The following is an 18,002-nucleotide window of genomic DNA, read 5'->3' as shown; positions in this document are numbered from 1 at the left end:
GCGTTGGAGCACGTTTCGACAGGGACCCTGATCATTATCCTGGTGGTTATGATCGTGGTTTCCGCTTACTTCTCAGCATCCGAAACCGGCATGATGACGCTAAACCGCTATCGTCTCCGTCATCTCTCCAAGCAGGGCAACCGCTCTGCCCGCCGGGTCGAAAAACTACTGCAAAAGCCGGATCGTCTGATTGGCCTGGTGCTGATCGGCAATAATCTGGTCAACATTCTCGCCTCGGCGCTGGCAACCATCGTCGGTATGCGTCTGTATGGCGATTTCGGCGTAGCTATCGCCACCGGTATCCTGACGTTTGCCGTGCTGTTGTTCGCCGAAGTGTTGCCGAAAACCTTCGCTGCGTTATATCCGGAGCGCATCGCCTTCCCCAGCAGCGTTTTACTGGCACCGCTGCAGAAGGTGATGTTTCCGCTGGTGTGGCTGCTTAATGGCATCACCACGCTGGTCTTGCGCCTGTTCGGCATCCACACCAACGTGCGGGTCAGCGATGCCGTCAGCAAGGACGAGTTGCGCACCATCGTTAATGAATCCCACTCACAAATTTCTCGCCGCAATCAGGACATGTTGATTTCCGTGCTGGATCTGGAGAAGGTGACGGTCGACGACATCATGGTGCCCCGCAACGAGATCGTCGGCATCGATGTCAACGACGACTGGAAGTCGATCATGCGCCAGCTCACCCACTCGCCGCACGGTCGCATCGTGCTGTATCGCGGCTCACTGGATGATGCTATCGGCATGCTGCGGGTACGCGAAGCCTACCGCCTGATGACCGAGAAGAAAGAGTTCAACAAAGAGAACCTGCTGCGCGCCGCCGACGAGATTTACTACGTGCCTGAAGGCACGCCGCTTAACGTCCAACTGGTGAAATTCCAGCGCAACAAAGAGAAAGTCAGCATCGTGGTGGACGAGTACGGTGATATTCAGGGGCTGGTGACGGTCGAAGATATCCTGGAAGAAATCGTCGGTGATTTCACCACCTCCATGTCGCCAACGCTGGCGGAAGAGGTCAATCCGCAAAGCGACGGTTCGGTCCTGATCGACGGTACCGCCAACGTGCGCGAGTTAAACAAGGCATTCAACTGGACGCTGCCGGCCACCGATGCACGCACCATTAACGGCATGCTGTTGGAAGAGCTCGAAGAGATCCCTGAGGTGGGCACCCGGGTTCGTGTAGGCCATTACGACGTTGATATCCTCGACGTGCAGGACAATATGATCAAACAGGTGCGGGTCACGCCAATAAAATCGCTGCAGTCCAGCGTCCAGCAACACTGACCGCCCACCAGAAAGGAAAAAAGACGCGAACATCGCGTCTTTTTTTATCGCTGTAGCCCGGTGACGAACTAGATGTGCAGTTCCTGCAGCTTCTCTTTCGGCAGCGCCAGCTCTTCGTTGTGATTCACTACCACGTCGTGATCAAGGATGTGCTTGGCGATTTCCTGCGCTTCTTCCAGTGAGTGCATGTGGTAAGTACCGCACTGGAACTCATTCAGCTCAGGAATTTTGCGCTGATCGGTCACTTTCAGCACGTCACTCATTGCCGCTTTCCAGGCATCGGCAACTCGCTGCTCTTCCGGCACGCCAATCAGGCTCATGTAGAAGCCGGTACGGCATCCCATCGGGGAGATATCGATAATCTCAACGCCCTGGCCATTCAGATGGTCACGCATAAAACCGGCAAACAGGTGTTCCAACGTATGGATGCCACGCTCAGGCATCACTTCCAGATTCGGGCGGCAAAAACGCAGATCGAATACGGTGATGGTATCGCCATGAGGAGTTTTCATGGTTTTCGCAACGCGGACAGCCGGGGCTGCCATGCGGGTATGGTCTACGGTGAAGCTATCCAGCAGTGGCATTTCGTTACCTCCTCGTAAAAGAGTATTTATTTCGAAACTTTTTTATCTATCCAGGAAACCTTTTCTAACTCAGCGAGTCTGAATATGTGAAAGACGCGCATTTGTTATCATCATCCCTGTCATCAGAGATGCATATTTGGCCACATTGATGTGGCCTTTTTCTTTTTCAGCTCCCGCCATGTTGCTTCAGGAACTCTTCAAAGCTTAGCGTATCACGGGCTTCTACGTTACGTTGGCGCTGCCATGAGGCTTCCTGCTCCTTCGCCAATTCGGCTTCAGTCAGGATTTCCAACGGCTCTTCAATCAGCATCTGACGGTATTGCTCAGCTAACTGCAGGCCCACACGACCGGTGCCCTCTTCCTTCATCGCTTTCAGGATACGGGCCGAGAACGTCAGTTCCGGATCGTCAAACGCTGCGACCAGTTCGTCACACACCTGCTGATACTGGCGATCGCCGGCTTCGCTATCCAACACTTCCGCCACGCGGCGCAAATCGTCGAACAAGGCTTTGCCTACTTTTGCCAATGGCTCACGGCTGTCATCGCAACCTATGCCAATGGTCTGTCCCGGTTTACGCCCTTCGAGGATCACCCGGTTCCAGTTTTTGCGCGTGCAGAGCAATTCATCACTGCTCATCTCTGGCGCATCGGCCAACACACACCATATCAGGAACAGGTCCAGGAAACGTGCCTGTACCGCATCCACGCCGATTGGCGAGAACGGGTTGATGTCCAGCGAGCGAACTTCGATGTATTCGATACCGCCGCGCAGCAGCGCATCTGACGGTGTCTCACCGCTTTTAGTCACCCGCTTCGGCCGGATTGGTGCATAGAGTTCGTTTTCGATCTGCAGCACGTTACTGTTCAACTGCAGATGACGATCGCCATCTTTCACACCTAATTTGGCAAACTCTTCCGAAGGCGTAACAATCGCCCGCTTCAGGCCTTCAACATAACTTTGCAGGTCGTTAAAGGTAATGCCCAGATTGCTTTGTGATTTATTGGTGTAACCCAGGTCACTCAACCGTAGCGAAGTGGCATACGGCAGATAACACATACCCTGTTCTGTACGCTCAAACGGCAACGTGGTCTCGCGCCCTTTGAGGAACGAGGAACAGATCGCCGGCGATGCGCCGAACAGATACGGGATCACCCAGCCAAAACGATAATAGTTACGGATCAGACGGAAATAGCCCGCTGAAATCTGTTCCTTACCGCTTTCTGCGTCTTTAACGCCGGCCCATGCCTGCCAGAACTCCAGCGGCAGGGAAAAGTTGTAGTGCACGCCGGAAATGGTCTGCATCAGCGCGCCGTAACGGTTCTTCAACCCTTCACGGTATAACGTCTTCATGCGGCCAATATTCGACGAGCCGAACTGCGCCAGTTCAATGTCCTGCTCGGCTTCAATAAAGCACGGCATGCTGAGCGGCCACATGCGCTCCTCACCCAGATTACGCGCCACGTGACGATGAATATCACGCAAGAACGTCAACAGGTGATCGAGGTTGTCGTCAACCGGCGTAATAAATTCTAACAGCGCCTCGGCAAAGTCTGTGGTTATCCAGTGGTGCGTTAATGCCGCCCCCAATTTTTCCGGATGCCCGGTTGTTGCAAGCTTTCCGTCTTCGGTGACACGCAGCGTTTCACGCTCAATGCCGCGACGAATGCCTTTTAATGCATGGGGATGGGCTTCCAACCAAGAAAGCGCCTGGGATACGTCCGGGATCAAATTGACCTCCCGCTTCTAAAAACAAGAACTCGTAAGCATACTGAATCTGCACCCGAGAGAATATTGAGTTATATTCACGTCGTTAATGCCACCAGGCCATTCCCTGTAGCGTTATCATAGTCAAAATGATGTAACGCAGCGCCTTTCCGATACACAGAAATAGCGCAACAGGGCCCCAGGGCATGCGCAGCCAGCCTGCCAACACGCACAACAAATCGCCCACTACCGGTACCCAACTGAGCAACAGCGCAGCCGGGCCAAAGCGTTGCATCCACCCAAGCGCTGTATCCAGCCCTCGCTGTGGTTTCAACGCCGGTAACAGGCGCCCGATAATGACATTGGTCAGCCCACCGAGCGTATTGCCCAACGTCGCGGCCAGCACCAGTAACTCCGGTGAGACACGGCTGTTGGTCAGCAAGGCAACCAAAATAATTTCTGAATTTCCCGGCAACAACGTCGCACTGAGAAAGCTGCCGCCGAATAACGACATCACCGCCAGCGTACTACTCACAGCGTACGAACGTCTACCACGGCCATATTGGCGCTTTTCGCCGCCTGGATGCCGAAATCTGCGTCTTCAAACACTACGCATTTCTCCGGCGGTACGCCAATCAGTTCGGCACAGCGCAGGAAGGTGTCCGGCTCCGGCTTGTGATGCTGCACATCATCGGCGCCCACGATCGCATCAAAGCAGTGGAACAGGCCCAGATGGCGCAGCAGAGTTTCCGCCATGCGATGCTCACTGCCGGTACCCACCGCCATTGGACGGCGGCCATGGTAGGCCTTCACCACCTCAATCAGCGGCAAGGGGCGCACGCTGTCCAGCAGCATAATCTCTACCGCTCGGGTTTTCTCTGCAGCCAACTGATGGGGATCGAGATCGGCCTGATGGCTGGCAATAATCGCCTGGGCAATATGCCAGGTCGGAGAACCGCTCAACGCCATCACCGCGGGCTCATCAAACGTCATACCGTAACGGGACAACACTTCACGCCACGCCTTTCGGTGCGTCGGCTCGGTATCGAGAATGGTGCCGTCCATGTCGAAAATAAGACCCTGATAGCGGTCGTACATCGTTACTCCATGATCGTTGAGGAAAGAAAACTACTTTAGCGTAAAGCCGGAAGGTTGTCGCTGATCGCGTAATAGCGGAATGTGCTGTGCACAAGAGGAAAGATGATGGGATTACAGCAGCGTATCGCCGAATGCCAGAAAGCGAAAAAACGGCCAAGGCGTGATTACAATGGCTGATTATCGAATGCCAGAAAGCGAAAAACCCGCCAAGGCGGGTTTTTCTTAGATGGTGCATCCAGGAGGATTCGAACCTCCGACCGCTCGGTTCGTAGCCGAGTACTCTATCCAGCTGAGCTATGGATGCATTACTATTTTTGGTTTGTCTGCTTGAAGAAACAAGTTTGACAGAAAGAATGGTGCATCCAGGAGGATTCGAACCTCCGACCGCTCGGTTCGTAGCCGAGTACTCTATCCAGCTGAGCTATGGATGCACAGGAATTCTTTTTTGATACCGTATGGTACGTTGTTACTACCCCACCATACTGCAAAATATGGTGCATCCAGGAGGATTCGAACCTCCGACCGCTCGGTTCGTAGCCGAGTACTCTATCCAGCTGAGCTATGGATGCAAATGGCGGTGAGGCGGGGATTCGAACCCCGGATGCAGCTTTTGACCGCATACTCCCTTAGCAGGGGAGCGCCTTCAGCCTCTCGGCCACCTCACCATACGCTTCTTGCGAATTGTGCCTAACTTGCTTTGGAGAAGCTCATCGGCACTGCGTGGCGCACATATTACTTTCTCCGACTTTTAAGTCAAACAATTTTTCCCATCTCATGTGCGTTTGCACAATTCACACTCAACATGGGCGATTTCACGTCAAAAAGATTGTTTTATCAACAGACAATAACAGTGAATCAGCAAACAAAGTGGGAGGAGCTGCAGGAAGATTTAACAGGGTAAGTCAGAGGATGGTCTGTGGGGGGCACAAAAAAGCTCAGTAGCGTCTCGCTGAGCAACGAGACGCTGCATCGAAATCAGTAAGTCGTCGGTTGAGACTTCTCTGCCTGAATGCGCTGATAGATTTCTTCGCGGTGAACTGACACCTCTTTGGGGGCATTCACACCAATACGAACCTGGTTGCCCTTGACCCCTAACACTGTGACAGTGACCTCATCGCCAATCATGAGGGTTTCACCAACTCGACGAGTCAGAATTAACATTCTTTGCTCCTTGAAAGATTAAAAGAGTCGGGTCTCTCAGTTTCCCCGTCATTATCCATCATATGCTGCGAAAACGTAAGTCATGTAATCCACAATAAGTGTAAGCAGACTTGGTCTCACCTCAGATAATGATAAGTTTAGCCGACCTGAAAAACTTTGTTCCCGTAATTGTAACCAAATTGTGTTAGCACAGGTTAAAAACGCCATAATCAGTAATGAGTTATGGCGTTTGTAAGTGCTATTTATTTATATTCACAGTTTCGAGGCCACCCAGGCTTCTACGCTGTCTAATGCCGCTGGCAGGGCGCTGACATCCGTTCCCCCGGCCTGCGCCATATCAGGGCGTCCGCCCCCTTTACCGCCAACCTGCTGCGCTACGTTACCGATCAGCTCGCCGGCTTTTACCCGGTCGGTCAGATCTTTGGTCACGCCGGCAATCAGGCTCACCTTATCATCCGCCGTGGTGGCCAGCACGATAATCGCGGAACCCAGTTGATTTTTAAGATCATCAACCATAGTACGCAGCATTTTGGCCTCAACGTTATCCAGTTGGCTGACCAACAGCTGTACACCGTTAACCATTTTCGCCTTGCTGGACAACGAAGCGCTTTCTTGTGCCGCCTGCTGGTCCTTCAACTGCTGCAGCTCTTTTTCCAATGCGCGGGTACGATCGAGCACCGCACGCACTTTGTCCGTCAGGTTATTGCTGTCACCCTTAACCAGATGAGCAACGTCCTGTAGCAGATCGTTTTGCTGATGCAAGGTAGCAATCGCGCCATCACCGGTTACCGCTTCAATACGGCGGATACCTGCGGCGGTACCAGACTCACTCAGAATGCGGAACAGGCCGATGTCACCGGTACGGCTGGCATGGGTGCCGCCACACAGTTCGGTCGAGAAGTCGCCCATGGTCAGTACGCGCACGTTGTCGTCGTACTTCTCACCGAACAGCGCCATAGCGCCCTTCTCTTTGGCATCATCCAGCGCCATAACCTCGGTCTGCACCGGCAGGTTACGACGAATCTGTTGGTTCACCAAGTCTTCCACGGTGCGAATTTGCTCCGGCTTCATCGCTTCAAAATGCGAGAAGTCGAAACGCAGGTATTTATCGTTAACCAACGAGCCTTTCTGCGCCACGTGCTCACCCAACGTCTGGCGCAGTGCAGCGTGCAGCAGGTGGGTTGCGGAGTGGTTCAGACGAATGCGGTTGCGTCGCACGGTGTCGATCTGCGCGTCAACACGGTCGTTCACCTTCAGCGAGCCATGAGACAGCTTACCCTGATGGCCAATAGCCTGACCGTATTTCTGGGTGTCGCTCACTTCAAAATCAGCATTGGCAGCTTTCAGCACGCCCTTATCGCCAACCTGACCACCGGACTCACCGTAGAACGGAGTCTCGTCCAGTACCACCACGGCCTCTTCACCGGCGTGGATCTCGTTCACCGGCTGACCATCACGGAACAGCGCGGTCACGGTGGACTGCTGTTGCTCGTGGTCATAACCGCTGAATTGGCTGGCACCATCAACACGGATCATGCTGTTGTAGTCTGCGCCGAAGCCGCTGGACTCACGCGCACGGCGGCGCTGTGCTTCCATTGCCTGCTCGAAACCGGCTTCATCCACTTTCAGACCACGTTCACGGCACACGTCTGCCGTCAGATCGACCGGGAAACCGTAAGTGTCGTACAGACGGAATGCAGTTTCACCATCCAGGGTATCGCCCTGCAAGTTGGCCAGCTCTTCGTCCAGCAACGTCAAACCACGTTCCAGAGTGCGGGCAAACTGATCTTCTTCGGTTTTCAGCACTTGCTCAACCAGTGACTGCTGACGCTTCAATTCGTCGGCTGCCGGCCCCATCACTTCGATCAGCGGTGCAACCAGCTTGTAGAAGAAGGTGTCTTTCGCACCCAGCATGTTGCCATGGCGAACGGCGCGTCGGATGATGCGGCGCAGCACATAACCACGACCTTCGTTGGACGGTGTAACACCGTCTGACACCAGGAAAGCACAAGAGCGAATGTGGTCGGCGATCACGCGCAGGGATTTGTTATCCAAATCTGTGGCACCGGTCACCTTGGCCACGGCGGCAATCAGCTTGCTGAACAGGTCGATTTCATAGTTGGAGTTCACGTGCTGCAATACGGCGGCAATACGCTCCAGCCCCATACCGGTATCTACCGAAGGTTTTGGCAGCGGCAGCATAGTACCGTCGGATTGACGGTTGAACTGCATGAAAACGAGGTTCCAGATCTCAATGTAGCGATCGCCATCTTCTTCCGGGCTGCCCGGTGGGCCACCCCAGATATGATCGCCGTGATCGTAGAAAATCTCGGTACACGGGCCGCATGGACCGGTATCACCCATCTGCCAGAAGTTGTCAGAGGCAAAGGCGCCGCCTTTATTGTCGCCAATGCGGATAATACGTTCTGCCGGCACACCAATCTGCTGCTGCCAGATGTCGAAAGCTTCGTCATCGGTTTCATAGACGGTCACCCACAGCCGCTCTTTCGGCAGGTTAAACCAGTTTTCACCGGTCAAGAGTTCCCATGCGTAGCTGATGGCATCATGTTTGAAATAATCGCCGAAGCTGAAGTTGCCCAGCATTTCAAAGAAGGTGTGGTGACGTGCGGTATAACCGACGTTCTCCAGATCGTTATGCTTACCGCCCGCACGCACACAACGCTGTGAGGTAGTGGCTCGGGAATAGGCACGCTTGTCCAGCCCCAGGAAAACATCTTTAAATTGGTTCATGCCGGCATTGGTAAACAGCAATGTCGGATCATTGTCAGGCACCAGGGAGCTGCTCGCTACAACCTGATGGCCCTTACTATGAAAGAAATCGAGAAACGCTTGACGGATCTCAGCGGTGCTCTTGCTCATAATTTTCCCGGAAAGGCTAGAATAACGACACGTGAGCAAGATACGCGACATCCTGACGATGGCACCTAGCTCACGAACAAAAAGTGGGGATAAGATAAATTTTCTTCAAGGGGAAGTAAAACCCCGTGTGCGTTCATTGCGCAAAATCACGGTAAATTGACTGAATTTCTTCCTGGAAGAAGCCACGATAGAGCAGATAACGCTGCACTTTGGCTTTCTCTTTCCAGTCCGTTGGCAGTTGATCGCCAAATTTACGCTGCGCCACCTGTTTGGCCTGTTCACACCAATCAATCTCGCAGTCCGCCAGCGCCGCCTGCGTCAGTTCCTTATCCACACCTTTTTGCATCAATTCGGAGCGGATCCGCTGCGCGCCATAGCCTTTACGGCTGCGGCTACCAATATAACTGCGGGCAAAGCGTTGATCGTCCAGCCAGTTATGCTGGTAACAATAGGCAATAACCTGTTCTATAACGGCAGGGTCAACGGGTTCTTCAGGCAGCGGAGCGGAGGACGAGGGAGTTTTGGTGCCAAATCTGGCTTTCGCCATAAATGGCTGCGCCGCAAGTTTGCGGCGCAGTTCAGCTTCACTATGATCGCGTTGCGACAGCAGGCGCATGGCGCGGCTTAGCAAGTCATTCATTTTTCAAGCCTGATTTAGTTGACGTTCGTGAACCTATAACGATGTCCACGAACGCCAGCAGCGATTAAAACTCTTCGCTGGTTTCAGCTTCGTCGTCGAAGCCTTCGTTGGTTGCAGCAACCAGTTCGCCGTTGCTGTGCAGCAGCAGGTCACGCAGTCGTTTATCCAACTCGGCAGCAACCGCCGGGTTCTCTTTCAGGAAGTTACAGGCGTTGGCCTTACCCTGACCGATTTTATCGCCGTTGTAGCTGTACCAGGCGCCGGCTTTCTCGATCATCTTGTGCTTAACGCCCAGATCGACCAATTCACCACGGCTGTTGATACCTTCACCGTACAGGATTTGGAACTCGGCCTGTTTGAACGGCGCAGCGATTTTGTTTTTTACCACTTTTACGCGGGTTTCGCTGCCGACCACTTCATCGCCTTCTTTAACCGCGCCGATACGGCGGATATCCAGACGGACAGAAGCGTAGAATTTCAGTGCGTTACCACCGGTGGTGGTTTCAGGGTTACCAAACATCACACCGATTTTCATACGGATCTGGTTGATGAAGATCAACAGCGTGTTGGCGTTTTTCAGGTTACCGGCCAGCTTACGCATCGCCTGGCTCATCATACGCGCCGCCAGGCCCATGTGTGAGTCACCAATTTCACCTTCGATTTCCGCTTTTGGCGTCAGCGCCGCTACGGAGTCAACGATGATCACGTCAACCGCGCCAGAGCGGGTCAAGGCATCACAGATTTCCAGCGCTTGCTCACCGGTGTCCGGCTGCGAACACAGCAGGTTGTCGATATCAACACCCAGCTTTTTCGCATAAATCGGATCCAGCGCATGCTCGGCATCGATAAACGCACAGGTTTTACCTTCGCGCTGTGCCGCAGCGATAACCTGCAGCGTCAGGGTAGTTTTACCGGAAGACTCCGGGCCATAAATTTCAACGATACGACCCATTGGCAGGCCGCCCGCACCCAGTGCGATGTCCAGTGACAGTGAGCCGGTAGAGATCGTTTCTACGTCCATAGAACGGTCTTCACCCAGACGCATGATGGAGCCTTTGCCGAACTGTTTCTCAATCTGGCCCAGTGCCGCAGCTAGCGCCTTTTGCTTGTTCTCATCAATAGCCATTTTTGCTCCTTCGTTACGCAATGTCGGTGTTACCCCACACTGCCACTGATTGTATGTTGTGCAGGAAATGTCACTAATTATACTGTATGGTCATACAGTATCAAGCCTAATTTTACAAAAAATCATCAAGCGCGGTTTGCAGCGCAAAAATCGTCGCCTGAAGCCGCACGGCATCACGATCGCCGGCAAATTGCTTCCTGTGCGCCAGTACCCGTCCAGAGCCGTCGGCAAAGCCAAACCAGACGGTGCCCACCGGTTTTTCCGCACTGCCGCCGTCCGGTCCGGCAATGCCGCTGACCGACAGCGCCAGGCTGGCACGTGCTGCGTGTAACGCCCCCTGGGCCATCTCGCGCACCACCTCTTCGCTCACTGCGCCATGGGCCGTCAGAGTCGCCTCCGCCACGCCCAGCAACTCATGCTTTGCCGTATTGCTGTAGGTGACAAAACCGCGATCGAAATAGGCAGAACTCCCGGCAATGTCAGTGATGGCTTTGGCGATGCCGCCACCGGTGCAGGATTCCGCACAGGTGATCCACTGGCCGTTGGCCTTCAGTTTTTCGCCCACCGCAATGCTGAGTTTACGCAGTTGATTTTCACTCATAACCTCTCCTTAGCGAATCAGGTATATGCGCCCGATAGTAGCATTTATCAAGTTTGCCCGAGCGTGCGTTGACAGAAATGCGCGCCGCTTCGCAGGCGAGGCGGTGTTAAGCGGCAAACCAAACTGCTAGTATCGAATGTAACGCCCGGGTTAACGGGCGGTGTTTTGCACGAGGGATCTCACCGGGTTGCCTTTGCCGCCGGCAGGGTCAACCCCAGGGCAAACCAGGATAAAAGATTAGGATGATAGAGTGAAAAAAACGTTAGGCGTCTTCTTTCCGTTGTATACCACCACCCTGCTGATGCTGCTGGGTTCAGGGTTGCTCACCACTTACATCTCCCTGCGTTTAACCTCTATCCACGTGACCGGTGCGCTGATCGGGGCGATTATTGCCGCCAACTACATCGGCCTGGTGATCGGCGGCAAGGTCGGGCATTTTCTGATTGCCCGCGTCGGCCATATCCGCGCCTACGTTTCCTGCGCCGGCATTATCACCGCGGCGGTGTTGGGGCATGGCCTGACGGAATATATTCCCGTGTGGGTGGTGCTGCGGCTGATTATCGGCATGTGCATGATGTGTCAATTCATGGTGCTGGAAAGCTGGCTGAACGATCAGGCGGAATCCAATCAGCGCGGAACGGTTTTCGGCTTTTATATGGCGGCCACCTATCTGGGTATGTCATTGGGTCAGGTGGTGTTAATGCTGCAGAGCAATCTCGGCATTACCACCCTGCTGCTGATCGCCCTGTGCTTTGCACTCTGCCTGGTACCTATCGCCCTCACCACCCGCACCAACGCACGGCATATGTCACCAGCTCCTATGGAGCTGCGCTACTTTATCGGGGCCATTCCCAAGGTGCTGGCGACCACGCTGGTGATCGGCATGGTGGTGGGATCTTTCTATGGTTTGGCACCGGTGTACGCAAGTCTGCAATCGCTGACCACCCAGCAAACTGGCCTGTTTATGGCGATAGCCATCTTCGCCGGGCTGGTGGCGCAGTTCCCACTCAGTTGGCTGTCAGACCGTTACAACCGAACGCTGCTGATGCGCATCAACGCCATTTTATTGATCGTAGCTTCCCTGCCGCTGGCGTTGGTACCGCACATTGATTTTCCGGTGTTGCTGGTGGTGGGCTTTATCGTCAGCATGTTGCAGTTCACGCTGTATCCGCTGGTGGTCGCCCTGGCGAACGATTTGATCGAACCGGAACGGCGCGTATCCCTCGCCGCCTGTTTGCTGATGGCCTTCGGTGTCGGTGCCAGTATCGGCCCATTGGCGGTCGGTTCACTGATTGAACCGTTAGGCGGCAATATTCTGTATGCCTTCTTCTCGCTTTGCGGCGTGCTGCTGGTGGGCTTCAGCCGGACGGTAAAACAGGACGAGTCGCAGTTTGCGCAGGATGCGCCATTGCCACATATTCCGCTGCCTGACAGCCTGACCAGTTCCCCACTTTCTCCGGCGCTAAACCCAACCTTCGATGAGCAGATAATTCACGACACCATGCCACCACCGGAGGCGGCGCCTGATCCGGTAGAACCGCAGGTCAGTGAAACGTCGGGGGAAGAAGAAGCCGAGGCGGCCATCCCGCAGGGGGCCGATCCTGATGAAGATACCGGGCTGAAGAAGGCCCACTCGATGCTTTAAGCGGGCCATATTTATATCAGGTTGTGCCTGTTACAGATCGAGGAAAGAACCCAGGCGGTAACCGCGTTCCGCGATCGCGGTTTTAAGCCCCGGCGAAGTCAACACGTCCACTTCGGCCAGCCGTGGATAGCAATACTTGCTCGCCAAAATAGTGTTATCCAGAAACGCCGGGTGGCACATCATCTCCACCGACCGGGCGCCGCGTTGATCGGTGCGCTCAAGCACCTGTAAAAACAGCGCCTCGGATATTTCCTCACCATAAAAGCCCGCATCAAACCATTCGGTGCTGTGGCCATAGCGCAGTGGAATGCCTTGCCGTTCAACCTCCTCGCGACCTATGCGCAACGGCAGGGATTTTGACTGGGCAAAAGCTTCCACCAGCGGATAAATCTGCGGCAGCATGTGCACGTGATGGTGGCTGTCGATATGCGTCGGCGCTTTACCGAACACCGCGACGAATTTGTCATATTGACTCACCAACTCGTCGTGAATTTCATCCAGATCCAACTGCGCGGACTCAGCCCTTTCCCATAACCACTTGCCCAATTCCCCACGTTCGTTGACCAGCGACGACATGGCCGTCAGGGGCTTCCCGTGGGTCAGCACAAAGTGCAGGCCAATCTGCAGCCCGGAATAGAGCTGGCTGAGCCTGGCGGCATGGTGTACATCCACGCTATTGACCATGGCAGTGGTTGAAGAGACAACCCCGTAGTGATACGCCTCGATAACGCCATAATTCTGGCCCTTGCTCAGACCAAAATCGTCAGCATTCACTATCAGTAACTTTTCCATTTTGGCATCCATTTAACAAATTTTTGGCAAGGGAATACCGTCCGTCAGGTACGGCAATTCCCCTTCGCTTAAGCAAAGAAATTTATCTCATCAGGCTATTGGCGGCCTGAAAGGTATTCGGAATATCGGCGTTAATGCTTATCGGGAGCGGCCCTAAATAGGGCCGTAGAACTTTTTTCGGTAATTACCCGGCGTCACTTCAGTGAGTCTTTTAAAGTTTTTAATAAACAGGCTCACGTCGCCATAGCCCGAATCAAAAGCAATATCCGAGACCGAATAGTTGGTGACCTCAAGCTGGGTTTTGGCGAAATTAATGCGGATTTCATTAATCACCTGCATCGGCGTTTTATGGTAATAACGCCGCATTGCCCGGGTCAGGTACTCCTGGGTTTTACCCGACAGCTCAACCATATTGAGCAACGCCTTTTCACCAAACATCGCTTTATCATGCATGCCGGCCAGGGTGTTCTTCAGCCACTGAGGTATATCATCCCCCTCGCCACTCTCTTCTTTATAATGACGAATGCGGCTGATGATATAAAAGGTCAGCGTTTCCAGAAACTCGGCAAAATCATCCTCACGGAACTGTGGGGAACCTACCACCGACTCGATATAAGCCAGAAACTCATTCTTCAGGCTATAGGCCTGAGAGGCGACAAAGCAGCGAGGCAGTTGCTGCAGGTAGTTTTCTTCAAAGAAAACCTTGCCGACCGCCACGTTAAAGATTTTCGCGGCGCCGAACTCATAGAAGCTCTGGTGACGCGAGCCAATGGGGATAAACACAAAATCCCCCCGCTCCAGCAGCACCCGCTTGCCGTTGATCTCCTGATAGCATTTGCCGCTCAGGACGATAGTGAATTCGTAATAGTCATGCTGATGCAGCCCGGTGGCGCTCTCCACCTTGTTATAGATAAACAGATGGAAATCTTTGCAGTTAAAAAAATCCTGCTCCCGAATCAGCTTAACGTCGTTGGTATTCAGCGAAACCAGGTTGTCAGACACCGCGCGCGCTCCCATTAATCAAAACCGTTTTGCCTGGCCGTCTCGGCAAACCAATAGCCGCTCTTTTTAATCGTACGTTGCTGGCTATCCCGCTCCAGCCGGACTAACCCGTAGCGATTCTTGTAGGCATTGAGCCAGGACCAGCAGTCAATAAAGGTCCATAGATGGTAGCCCTTACAGTTGGAGCCCTCGGACAACGCCTGATGCAACCATTTCAGATGGTCACGAATAAAGTCGATTCGATAATCGTCCTCTACCCGCCCACTGGCACCGATGAAGGCCTCTTCGCCCTCCACACCCATACCGTTTTCTGAAATATAGCAGGGAATGTTGCCGTAGTTTTCCTTCAGATCCATCAGGATGTCATACAGGCCTTTTTCATAGATTTCCCAGCCGCGGTGCGGGTTAATCTTGCGGCCCGGCATGGCGTAATAGCTGAACAGGTCTTCCGGCATGGTTACCGGGTCGCTGGCCTGATAACCTTCTTTTGCTTTGACCCTGCGCGGTTGGTAGTAATTGACGCCCAGAATATCCACCACCCCATCGGCAATCAGCTGCGCGTCTTCCGCTGCTGTCTGCGGCAACAAATCATTGGCCCGCAGTAAATTCACCAAATCGTCCGGATAACGCCCTTTGGTCACCGGATCGAGGAAGCTTTTATTCAGCAACAGATCCGCATAGTGAGCCGCCACGCCATCTTCCTGGCTGTCCGAACGAGGATAGGTCGGACTCAGGTTCAAAATAATGCCGATAGAACCCTGGTTCCCCAGCGCCCTGAACTCGCTCACCGCTTTGGCATGGGCCAACACGCTGTGGTAAGCCACTGTAATTGCCCTTTTGAAATCAATGACACAAGGATAATGCAGGTCGTTCAGATACCCGGCTTCGACCGGGACAATCGGCTCATTAAAGGTGAACCAATGGCTGACTCTGTCGCCGAACAGGCTGAAACAGGTTTTGGCATAACGCGCGTAGGCATCAACCACCGCCCGGCTTTCCCAGCCACCTTGTTGCTGCATGCACAGCGGCATATCGAAATGGTAAAGATTGATAAATGGCGTGATGCCCTGGGCTAACAGGCTGTCGATCAGCGCATTATAGAAAGCCACCGCTTTCGGATTCACTTCGCCATCCCCTTGCGGGATCAACCGCGACCAGGAGATAGAGGTTCTGAAGCTATTATGCCCAAGGTTTTTTAACAGCAGGATATCTTGCTGGAAGTTGTCATAAAACGTGGAGGTCTCGGACGGGCCGACCTGATGATGAAAACGTTCTGGTGCAATCTCATACCAGTAGTCGAAGATGTTCTGGCTTTTGCCATCCCGTGCGGCAGCCCCTTCCGACTGGGGTGCCGAGGTGGCGCTTCCCCACCAGAAATCGTCAGCAAATTGATATTTCATCCGAAGCCCCTCTAAAACCGGGGCAGCGGATTGCTGCCCCAGACTGCAGTTAGAATTTCAACGCTTTGGCGATGTCTTCTTCGCTTTCCGTTGCCTGATCAATCTGGCTCTGCGCCTTGTTGGAGATCATCACAAACGGCAGGTAAATCAAGGTCGCGACGCCCAGGTTGAAGAAGCTCAGCAACATGGCAACGATACTGCCGTTAGTGTTGAAGAACGCCCCCAGCCCCACCGGCATGGTCCATGGCGCAATATTGGTGATTGGCGGGATAAGCCCGGTGTAATAAGCCACCGTGGTAATAATCGTCAGTACCGGCTGAACCAGAATAAAGGGAATAAACATCACCGGGTTCATAATCACCGGCAGACCGAACAGGATGGGTTCGTTGATCTGGAAGATGCCCGACGGCGTCGCCAGCTTGGCGACCTGACGATAATCTTCACGGCGTGAAGCGATAAAGATGGCAATAATCAGCCCCAGTGTCGAACCCGTCCCGCCCAGATAGATGTAGGAGTCAACGAACGGCTTCGCCCACATGTGGAACTCTTTACCCGCAGCCACCGCGGCTTCGACGGAACCGTACTTGTTGTACAGCTCGACGTTCTCCAGCGCGAATGGCGTCATGATACCGCTGTCCAGTGCGGCCAACGCCATTGAACCATGTACCCCGAAGAACCACAGCAGAGAGGAGAACATCACATACACCCAGCCCACTACGCTGCCCATTTTTGCCAGCGGTGCCGAGATGCTGTCCATGATGATTTGGTGGAAGTTGGTGCCCCACAGCGTCAGACAATAGGCCAGTACGCCCATGATCGACAGGATAAGAAAGCCGGGGATCAAGGCCGAGAACGAGCGTGACACTGAAGAAGGTACGCTGTCCGGCAGGCTGATCACCCAGTTGCGGCGCACCACAAAGGTAAACATCTCTGCCACCACCAGGCCGATCACCATACCGGAAATGATGTTGGCGCCACCCAGCCAGTTAGCGCCTACGGCATAAGCCTCACCGACGCTAAACGGGGTCACGGTCATAAAGGCGGCAACTGCCAGCAGTGCTGCGGCCAACGGGTCGACTTTGCGCTCTTCAGCTAAAGCCATACTGATAAAAAAGGGCGTCATCAGGGACATAATCCCCAGGGTGCCGTTATAAACGCTGCCACCGATGGCCTTCAGGCCATTCAACGTCTCAATGGTAGACGCATCCAGCCGCACCCCCATTGAAAAGAAGAACGAGCCTTCGCCGAAGCTAAGAAACACGTTGTTGATCAGCACGAACATCGCCCCGGTCAACGTCAGTGGCATCAAGCGAATGAACCCGTTTTTGATGGCATTAACATGGGGCTGTTTACCAATTTTCACGGCAAAGGGCAGAATGACCTTTTCCAACGAGGCAATTAACGTATTCACGGCAGACCCCTTTATTGGTTAGCTTTTTTTATGGTGGCGACTGCGGCCTTCAACACGCCCAGGCCATCGAGCTTGCCGTATAAGGCAGAGTCGATCACTTCAACGGGCTTGTTGGGTAACTGCTTTTGCACTTCGGCCAGCGTGTAGGCAATCTGTGGCCCAAGCAGAATCAAATCCGCCTCGGCACCCTTTTCTGCGGCCAACGCCTCAGGATAGGCGGCAATGATCACCGGCACTTCGTACTTCTCGGCCTGTGCTTTCATTTTTGAAACCAGCAGGGAAGTCGACATACCAGCAGAACAAAACAGATAGATTTTTTTCTTTTCCATACCCAATCCCTCAAGATAATCAAAAAAGCCCCGTGTCATTTGTTTGCCAGATGCAATAGCCATTGCCTCACGCACATTCCTTATGAAAATTTCCGTTACTTTGCCCTGGTTGCAGACAGTATACGGAGGCAGTGAAGCGGAACGGTAAGCCATCACCAGTAAGAACCGTCTCTGCTTGACCTTCCTGATTGACCCTCTTCACATTTCACATAAAAAAATAGTGTGATCTGTCTCGCAAATAACCTTTAATTACTGAATAAATTCGTCATAAATAAGCAAATAACAATTATAAACAGTAAGTTATAAACATGCAGAGTATTTATGGATAATTCTAT

General features: G+C 53.4%; 16 protein-coding genes and 4 tRNA genes. 2 read left to right on the top strand and 18 right to left on the bottom strand.

The features are described 5' to 3' along the window. Positions 1–3: 3 nt before the first annotated feature. Entirely contained in the window at positions 4–1,293 is a 1,290-nt protein-coding gene (locus M2406_RS12905) for an HlyC/CorC family transporter (protein ID WP_012005295.1), read from the top strand. 68 nt (positions 1,294–1,361) lie between these two features. On the opposite strand, the gene luxS is transcribed toward M2406_RS12905, so the two are convergent. From luxS to pncC, 13 genes are all read right to left on the bottom strand, one after another. After that, the gene (gene luxS, locus M2406_RS12900) at positions 1,362–1,877 is read right to left on the bottom strand and encodes an S-ribosylhomocysteine lyase (RefSeq protein ID WP_004950350.1); all 516 of its coding nucleotides are present in this window, start codon (positions 1,875–1,877) and stop codon (positions 1,362–1,364) included. Between the two features lie 166 nt (positions 1,878–2,043). Beyond that, complete coding sequence (gene gshA, locus M2406_RS12895) at positions 2,044–3,606, bottom strand: glutamate--cysteine ligase (RefSeq protein WP_259190261.1); 1,563 nt, start codon at positions 3,604–3,606, stop codon at positions 2,044–2,046. An 82-nt stretch (positions 3,607–3,688) separates the two neighbouring features. Then, positions 3,689–4,117, bottom strand: coding sequence for a YqaA family protein (locus tag M2406_RS12890; RefSeq protein ID WP_012005293.1), 429 nt, complete (start codon positions 4,115–4,117; stop codon positions 3,689–3,691). Next, positions 4,114–4,680, bottom strand: coding sequence for a fructose-1-phosphate/6-phosphogluconate phosphatase (gene yqaB / locus M2406_RS12885; protein WP_259190260.1), 567 nt, complete (start codon positions 4,678–4,680; stop codon positions 4,114–4,116). Before yqaB ends, M2406_RS12890 begins: the two co-directional genes overlap by 4 nt. A gap of 227 nt (positions 4,681–4,907) precedes the next feature. Then, positions 4,908–4,984, bottom strand: a tRNA-Arg gene (locus M2406_RS12880). Between the two features lie 50 nt (positions 4,985–5,034). Continuing rightward, positions 5,035–5,111 (bottom strand) — tRNA-Arg (locus M2406_RS12875). A 61-nt stretch (positions 5,112–5,172) separates the two neighbouring features. Further along, a tRNA-Arg gene (locus M2406_RS12870) sits at positions 5,173–5,249 on the bottom strand. Between the two features lie 3 nt (positions 5,250–5,252). Continuing rightward, a tRNA-Ser gene (locus tag M2406_RS12865) sits at positions 5,253–5,345 on the bottom strand. A 310-nt stretch (positions 5,346–5,655) separates the two neighbouring features. Further along, positions 5,656–5,841, bottom strand: a complete 186-nt coding sequence (gene csrA / locus M2406_RS12860) for a carbon storage regulator CsrA (protein WP_002209449.1) — start codon at positions 5,839–5,841, stop codon at positions 5,656–5,658. Between the two features lie 252 nt (positions 5,842–6,093). After that, positions 6,094–8,721: an alanine--tRNA ligase gene (gene alaS, locus M2406_RS12855; protein ID WP_135344655.1), complete on the bottom strand. Its 2,628-nt coding sequence runs from the start codon at positions 8,719–8,721 to the stop codon at positions 6,094–6,096. A gap of 133 nt (positions 8,722–8,854) precedes the next feature. Further along, positions 8,855–9,361, bottom strand: coding sequence for a recombination regulator RecX (recX, locus tag M2406_RS12850; protein WP_012005290.1), 507 nt, complete (start codon positions 9,359–9,361; stop codon positions 8,855–8,857). Positions 9,362–9,425: 64 nt separating this feature from the next. Beyond that, positions 9,426–10,487: a recombinase RecA gene (gene recA, locus M2406_RS12845; RefSeq protein WP_012005289.1), complete on the bottom strand. Its 1,062-nt coding sequence runs from the start codon at positions 10,485–10,487 to the stop codon at positions 9,426–9,428. A gap of 112 nt (positions 10,488–10,599) precedes the next feature. Further along, a complete protein-coding gene (pncC, locus tag M2406_RS12840; protein WP_012005288.1) occupies positions 10,600–11,088 on the bottom strand; it encodes a nicotinamide-nucleotide amidase in 489 nt (162 codons plus the stop codon). Positions 11,089–11,338: 250 nt separating this feature from the next. On the opposite strand from pncC, the gene M2406_RS12835 reads away from it, so the two are divergent. After that, positions 11,339–12,733 carry an MFS transporter gene (locus M2406_RS12835; RefSeq protein ID WP_259190254.1) on the top strand — a complete coding sequence of 465 codons (1,395 nt, stop codon included), beginning with the start codon at positions 11,339–11,341 and terminating at the stop codon, positions 12,731–12,733. Between the two features lie 30 nt (positions 12,734–12,763). Here the strand turns inward: M2406_RS12835 and chbG are convergent, their stop codons facing one another. From chbG to M2406_RS12810, 5 genes are all read right to left on the bottom strand, one after another. Continuing rightward, on the bottom strand, positions 12,764–13,525 hold the full coding sequence (gene chbG, locus M2406_RS12830) for a chitin disaccharide deacetylase (protein ID WP_041418464.1): 762 nt from the start codon (positions 13,523–13,525) through the stop codon (positions 12,764–12,766). 153 nt (positions 13,526–13,678) lie between these two features. Then, positions 13,679–14,542, bottom strand: a complete 864-nt coding sequence (chbR, locus tag M2406_RS12825; protein ID WP_012005285.1) for a transcriptional regulator ChbR — start codon at positions 14,540–14,542, stop codon at positions 13,679–13,681. Further along, positions 14,542–15,927: a glycoside hydrolase family 1 protein gene (locus tag M2406_RS12820; RefSeq protein WP_259190253.1), complete on the bottom strand. Its 1,386-nt coding sequence runs from the start codon at positions 15,925–15,927 to the stop codon at positions 14,542–14,544. Before M2406_RS12820 ends, chbR begins: the two co-directional genes overlap by 1 nt. Before the next feature lie 49 nt (positions 15,928–15,976). Then, positions 15,977–17,338, bottom strand: coding sequence for a PTS N,N'-diacetylchitobiose transporter subunit IIC (chbC, locus tag M2406_RS12815; protein WP_012005283.1), 1,362 nt, complete (start codon positions 17,336–17,338; stop codon positions 15,977–15,979). An 11-nt stretch (positions 17,339–17,349) separates the two neighbouring features. After that, positions 17,350–17,667, bottom strand: a complete 318-nt coding sequence (locus tag M2406_RS12810) for a PTS sugar transporter subunit IIB (protein WP_020825274.1) — start codon at positions 17,665–17,667, stop codon at positions 17,350–17,352. Between the last annotated feature and the right edge of the window lie 335 nt (positions 17,668–18,002).

The sequence above is a fragment of the Serratia sp. BIGb0163 genome (assembly GCF_024809935.1).
Lineage (GTDB): Bacteria > Pseudomonadota > Gammaproteobacteria > Enterobacterales > Enterobacteriaceae > Serratia > Serratia quinivorans.
This window is presented reverse-complemented; position numbering and strand designations above follow the sequence as displayed.

Coding starts and splice junctions, on each gene's coding strand:
- recA (WP_012005289.1), bottom strand. CDS start 10,487: ATGGCTATTGATGAGAACAAGCAAAAGGCGCTAGCTGCGGCACTGGGC.
- M2406_RS12820 (WP_259190253.1), bottom strand. CDS start 15,927: ATGAAATATCAATTTGCTGACGATTTCTGGTGGGGAAGCGCCACCTCG.
- chbR (WP_012005285.1), bottom strand. CDS start 14,542: ATGGGAGCGCGCGCGGTGTCTGACAACCTGGTTTCGCTGAATACCAAC.
- chbG (WP_041418464.1), bottom strand. CDS start 13,525: ATGGAAAAGTTACTGATAGTGAATGCTGACGATTTTGGTCTGAGCAAG.
- M2406_RS12810 (WP_020825274.1), bottom strand. CDS start 17,667: ATGGAAAAGAAAAAAATCTATCTGTTTTGTTCTGCTGGTATGTCGACT.
- yqaB (WP_259190260.1), bottom strand. CDS start 4,680: ATGTACGACCGCTATCAGGGTCTTATTTTCGACATGGACGGCACCATT.
- recX (WP_012005290.1), bottom strand. CDS start 9,361: ATGAATGACTTGCTAAGCCGCGCCATGCGCCTGCTGTCGCAACGCGAT.
- alaS (WP_135344655.1), bottom strand. CDS start 8,721: ATGAGCAAGAGCACCGCTGAGATCCGTCAAGCGTTTCTCGATTTCTTT.
- csrA (WP_002209449.1), bottom strand. CDS start 5,841: ATGTTAATTCTGACTCGTCGAGTTGGTGAAACCCTCATGATTGGCGAT.
- pncC (WP_012005288.1), bottom strand. CDS start 11,088: ATGAGTGAAAATCAACTGCGTAAACTCAGCATTGCGGTGGGCGAAAAA.
- luxS (WP_004950350.1), bottom strand. CDS start 1,877: ATGCCACTGCTGGATAGCTTCACCGTAGACCATACCCGCATGGCAGCC.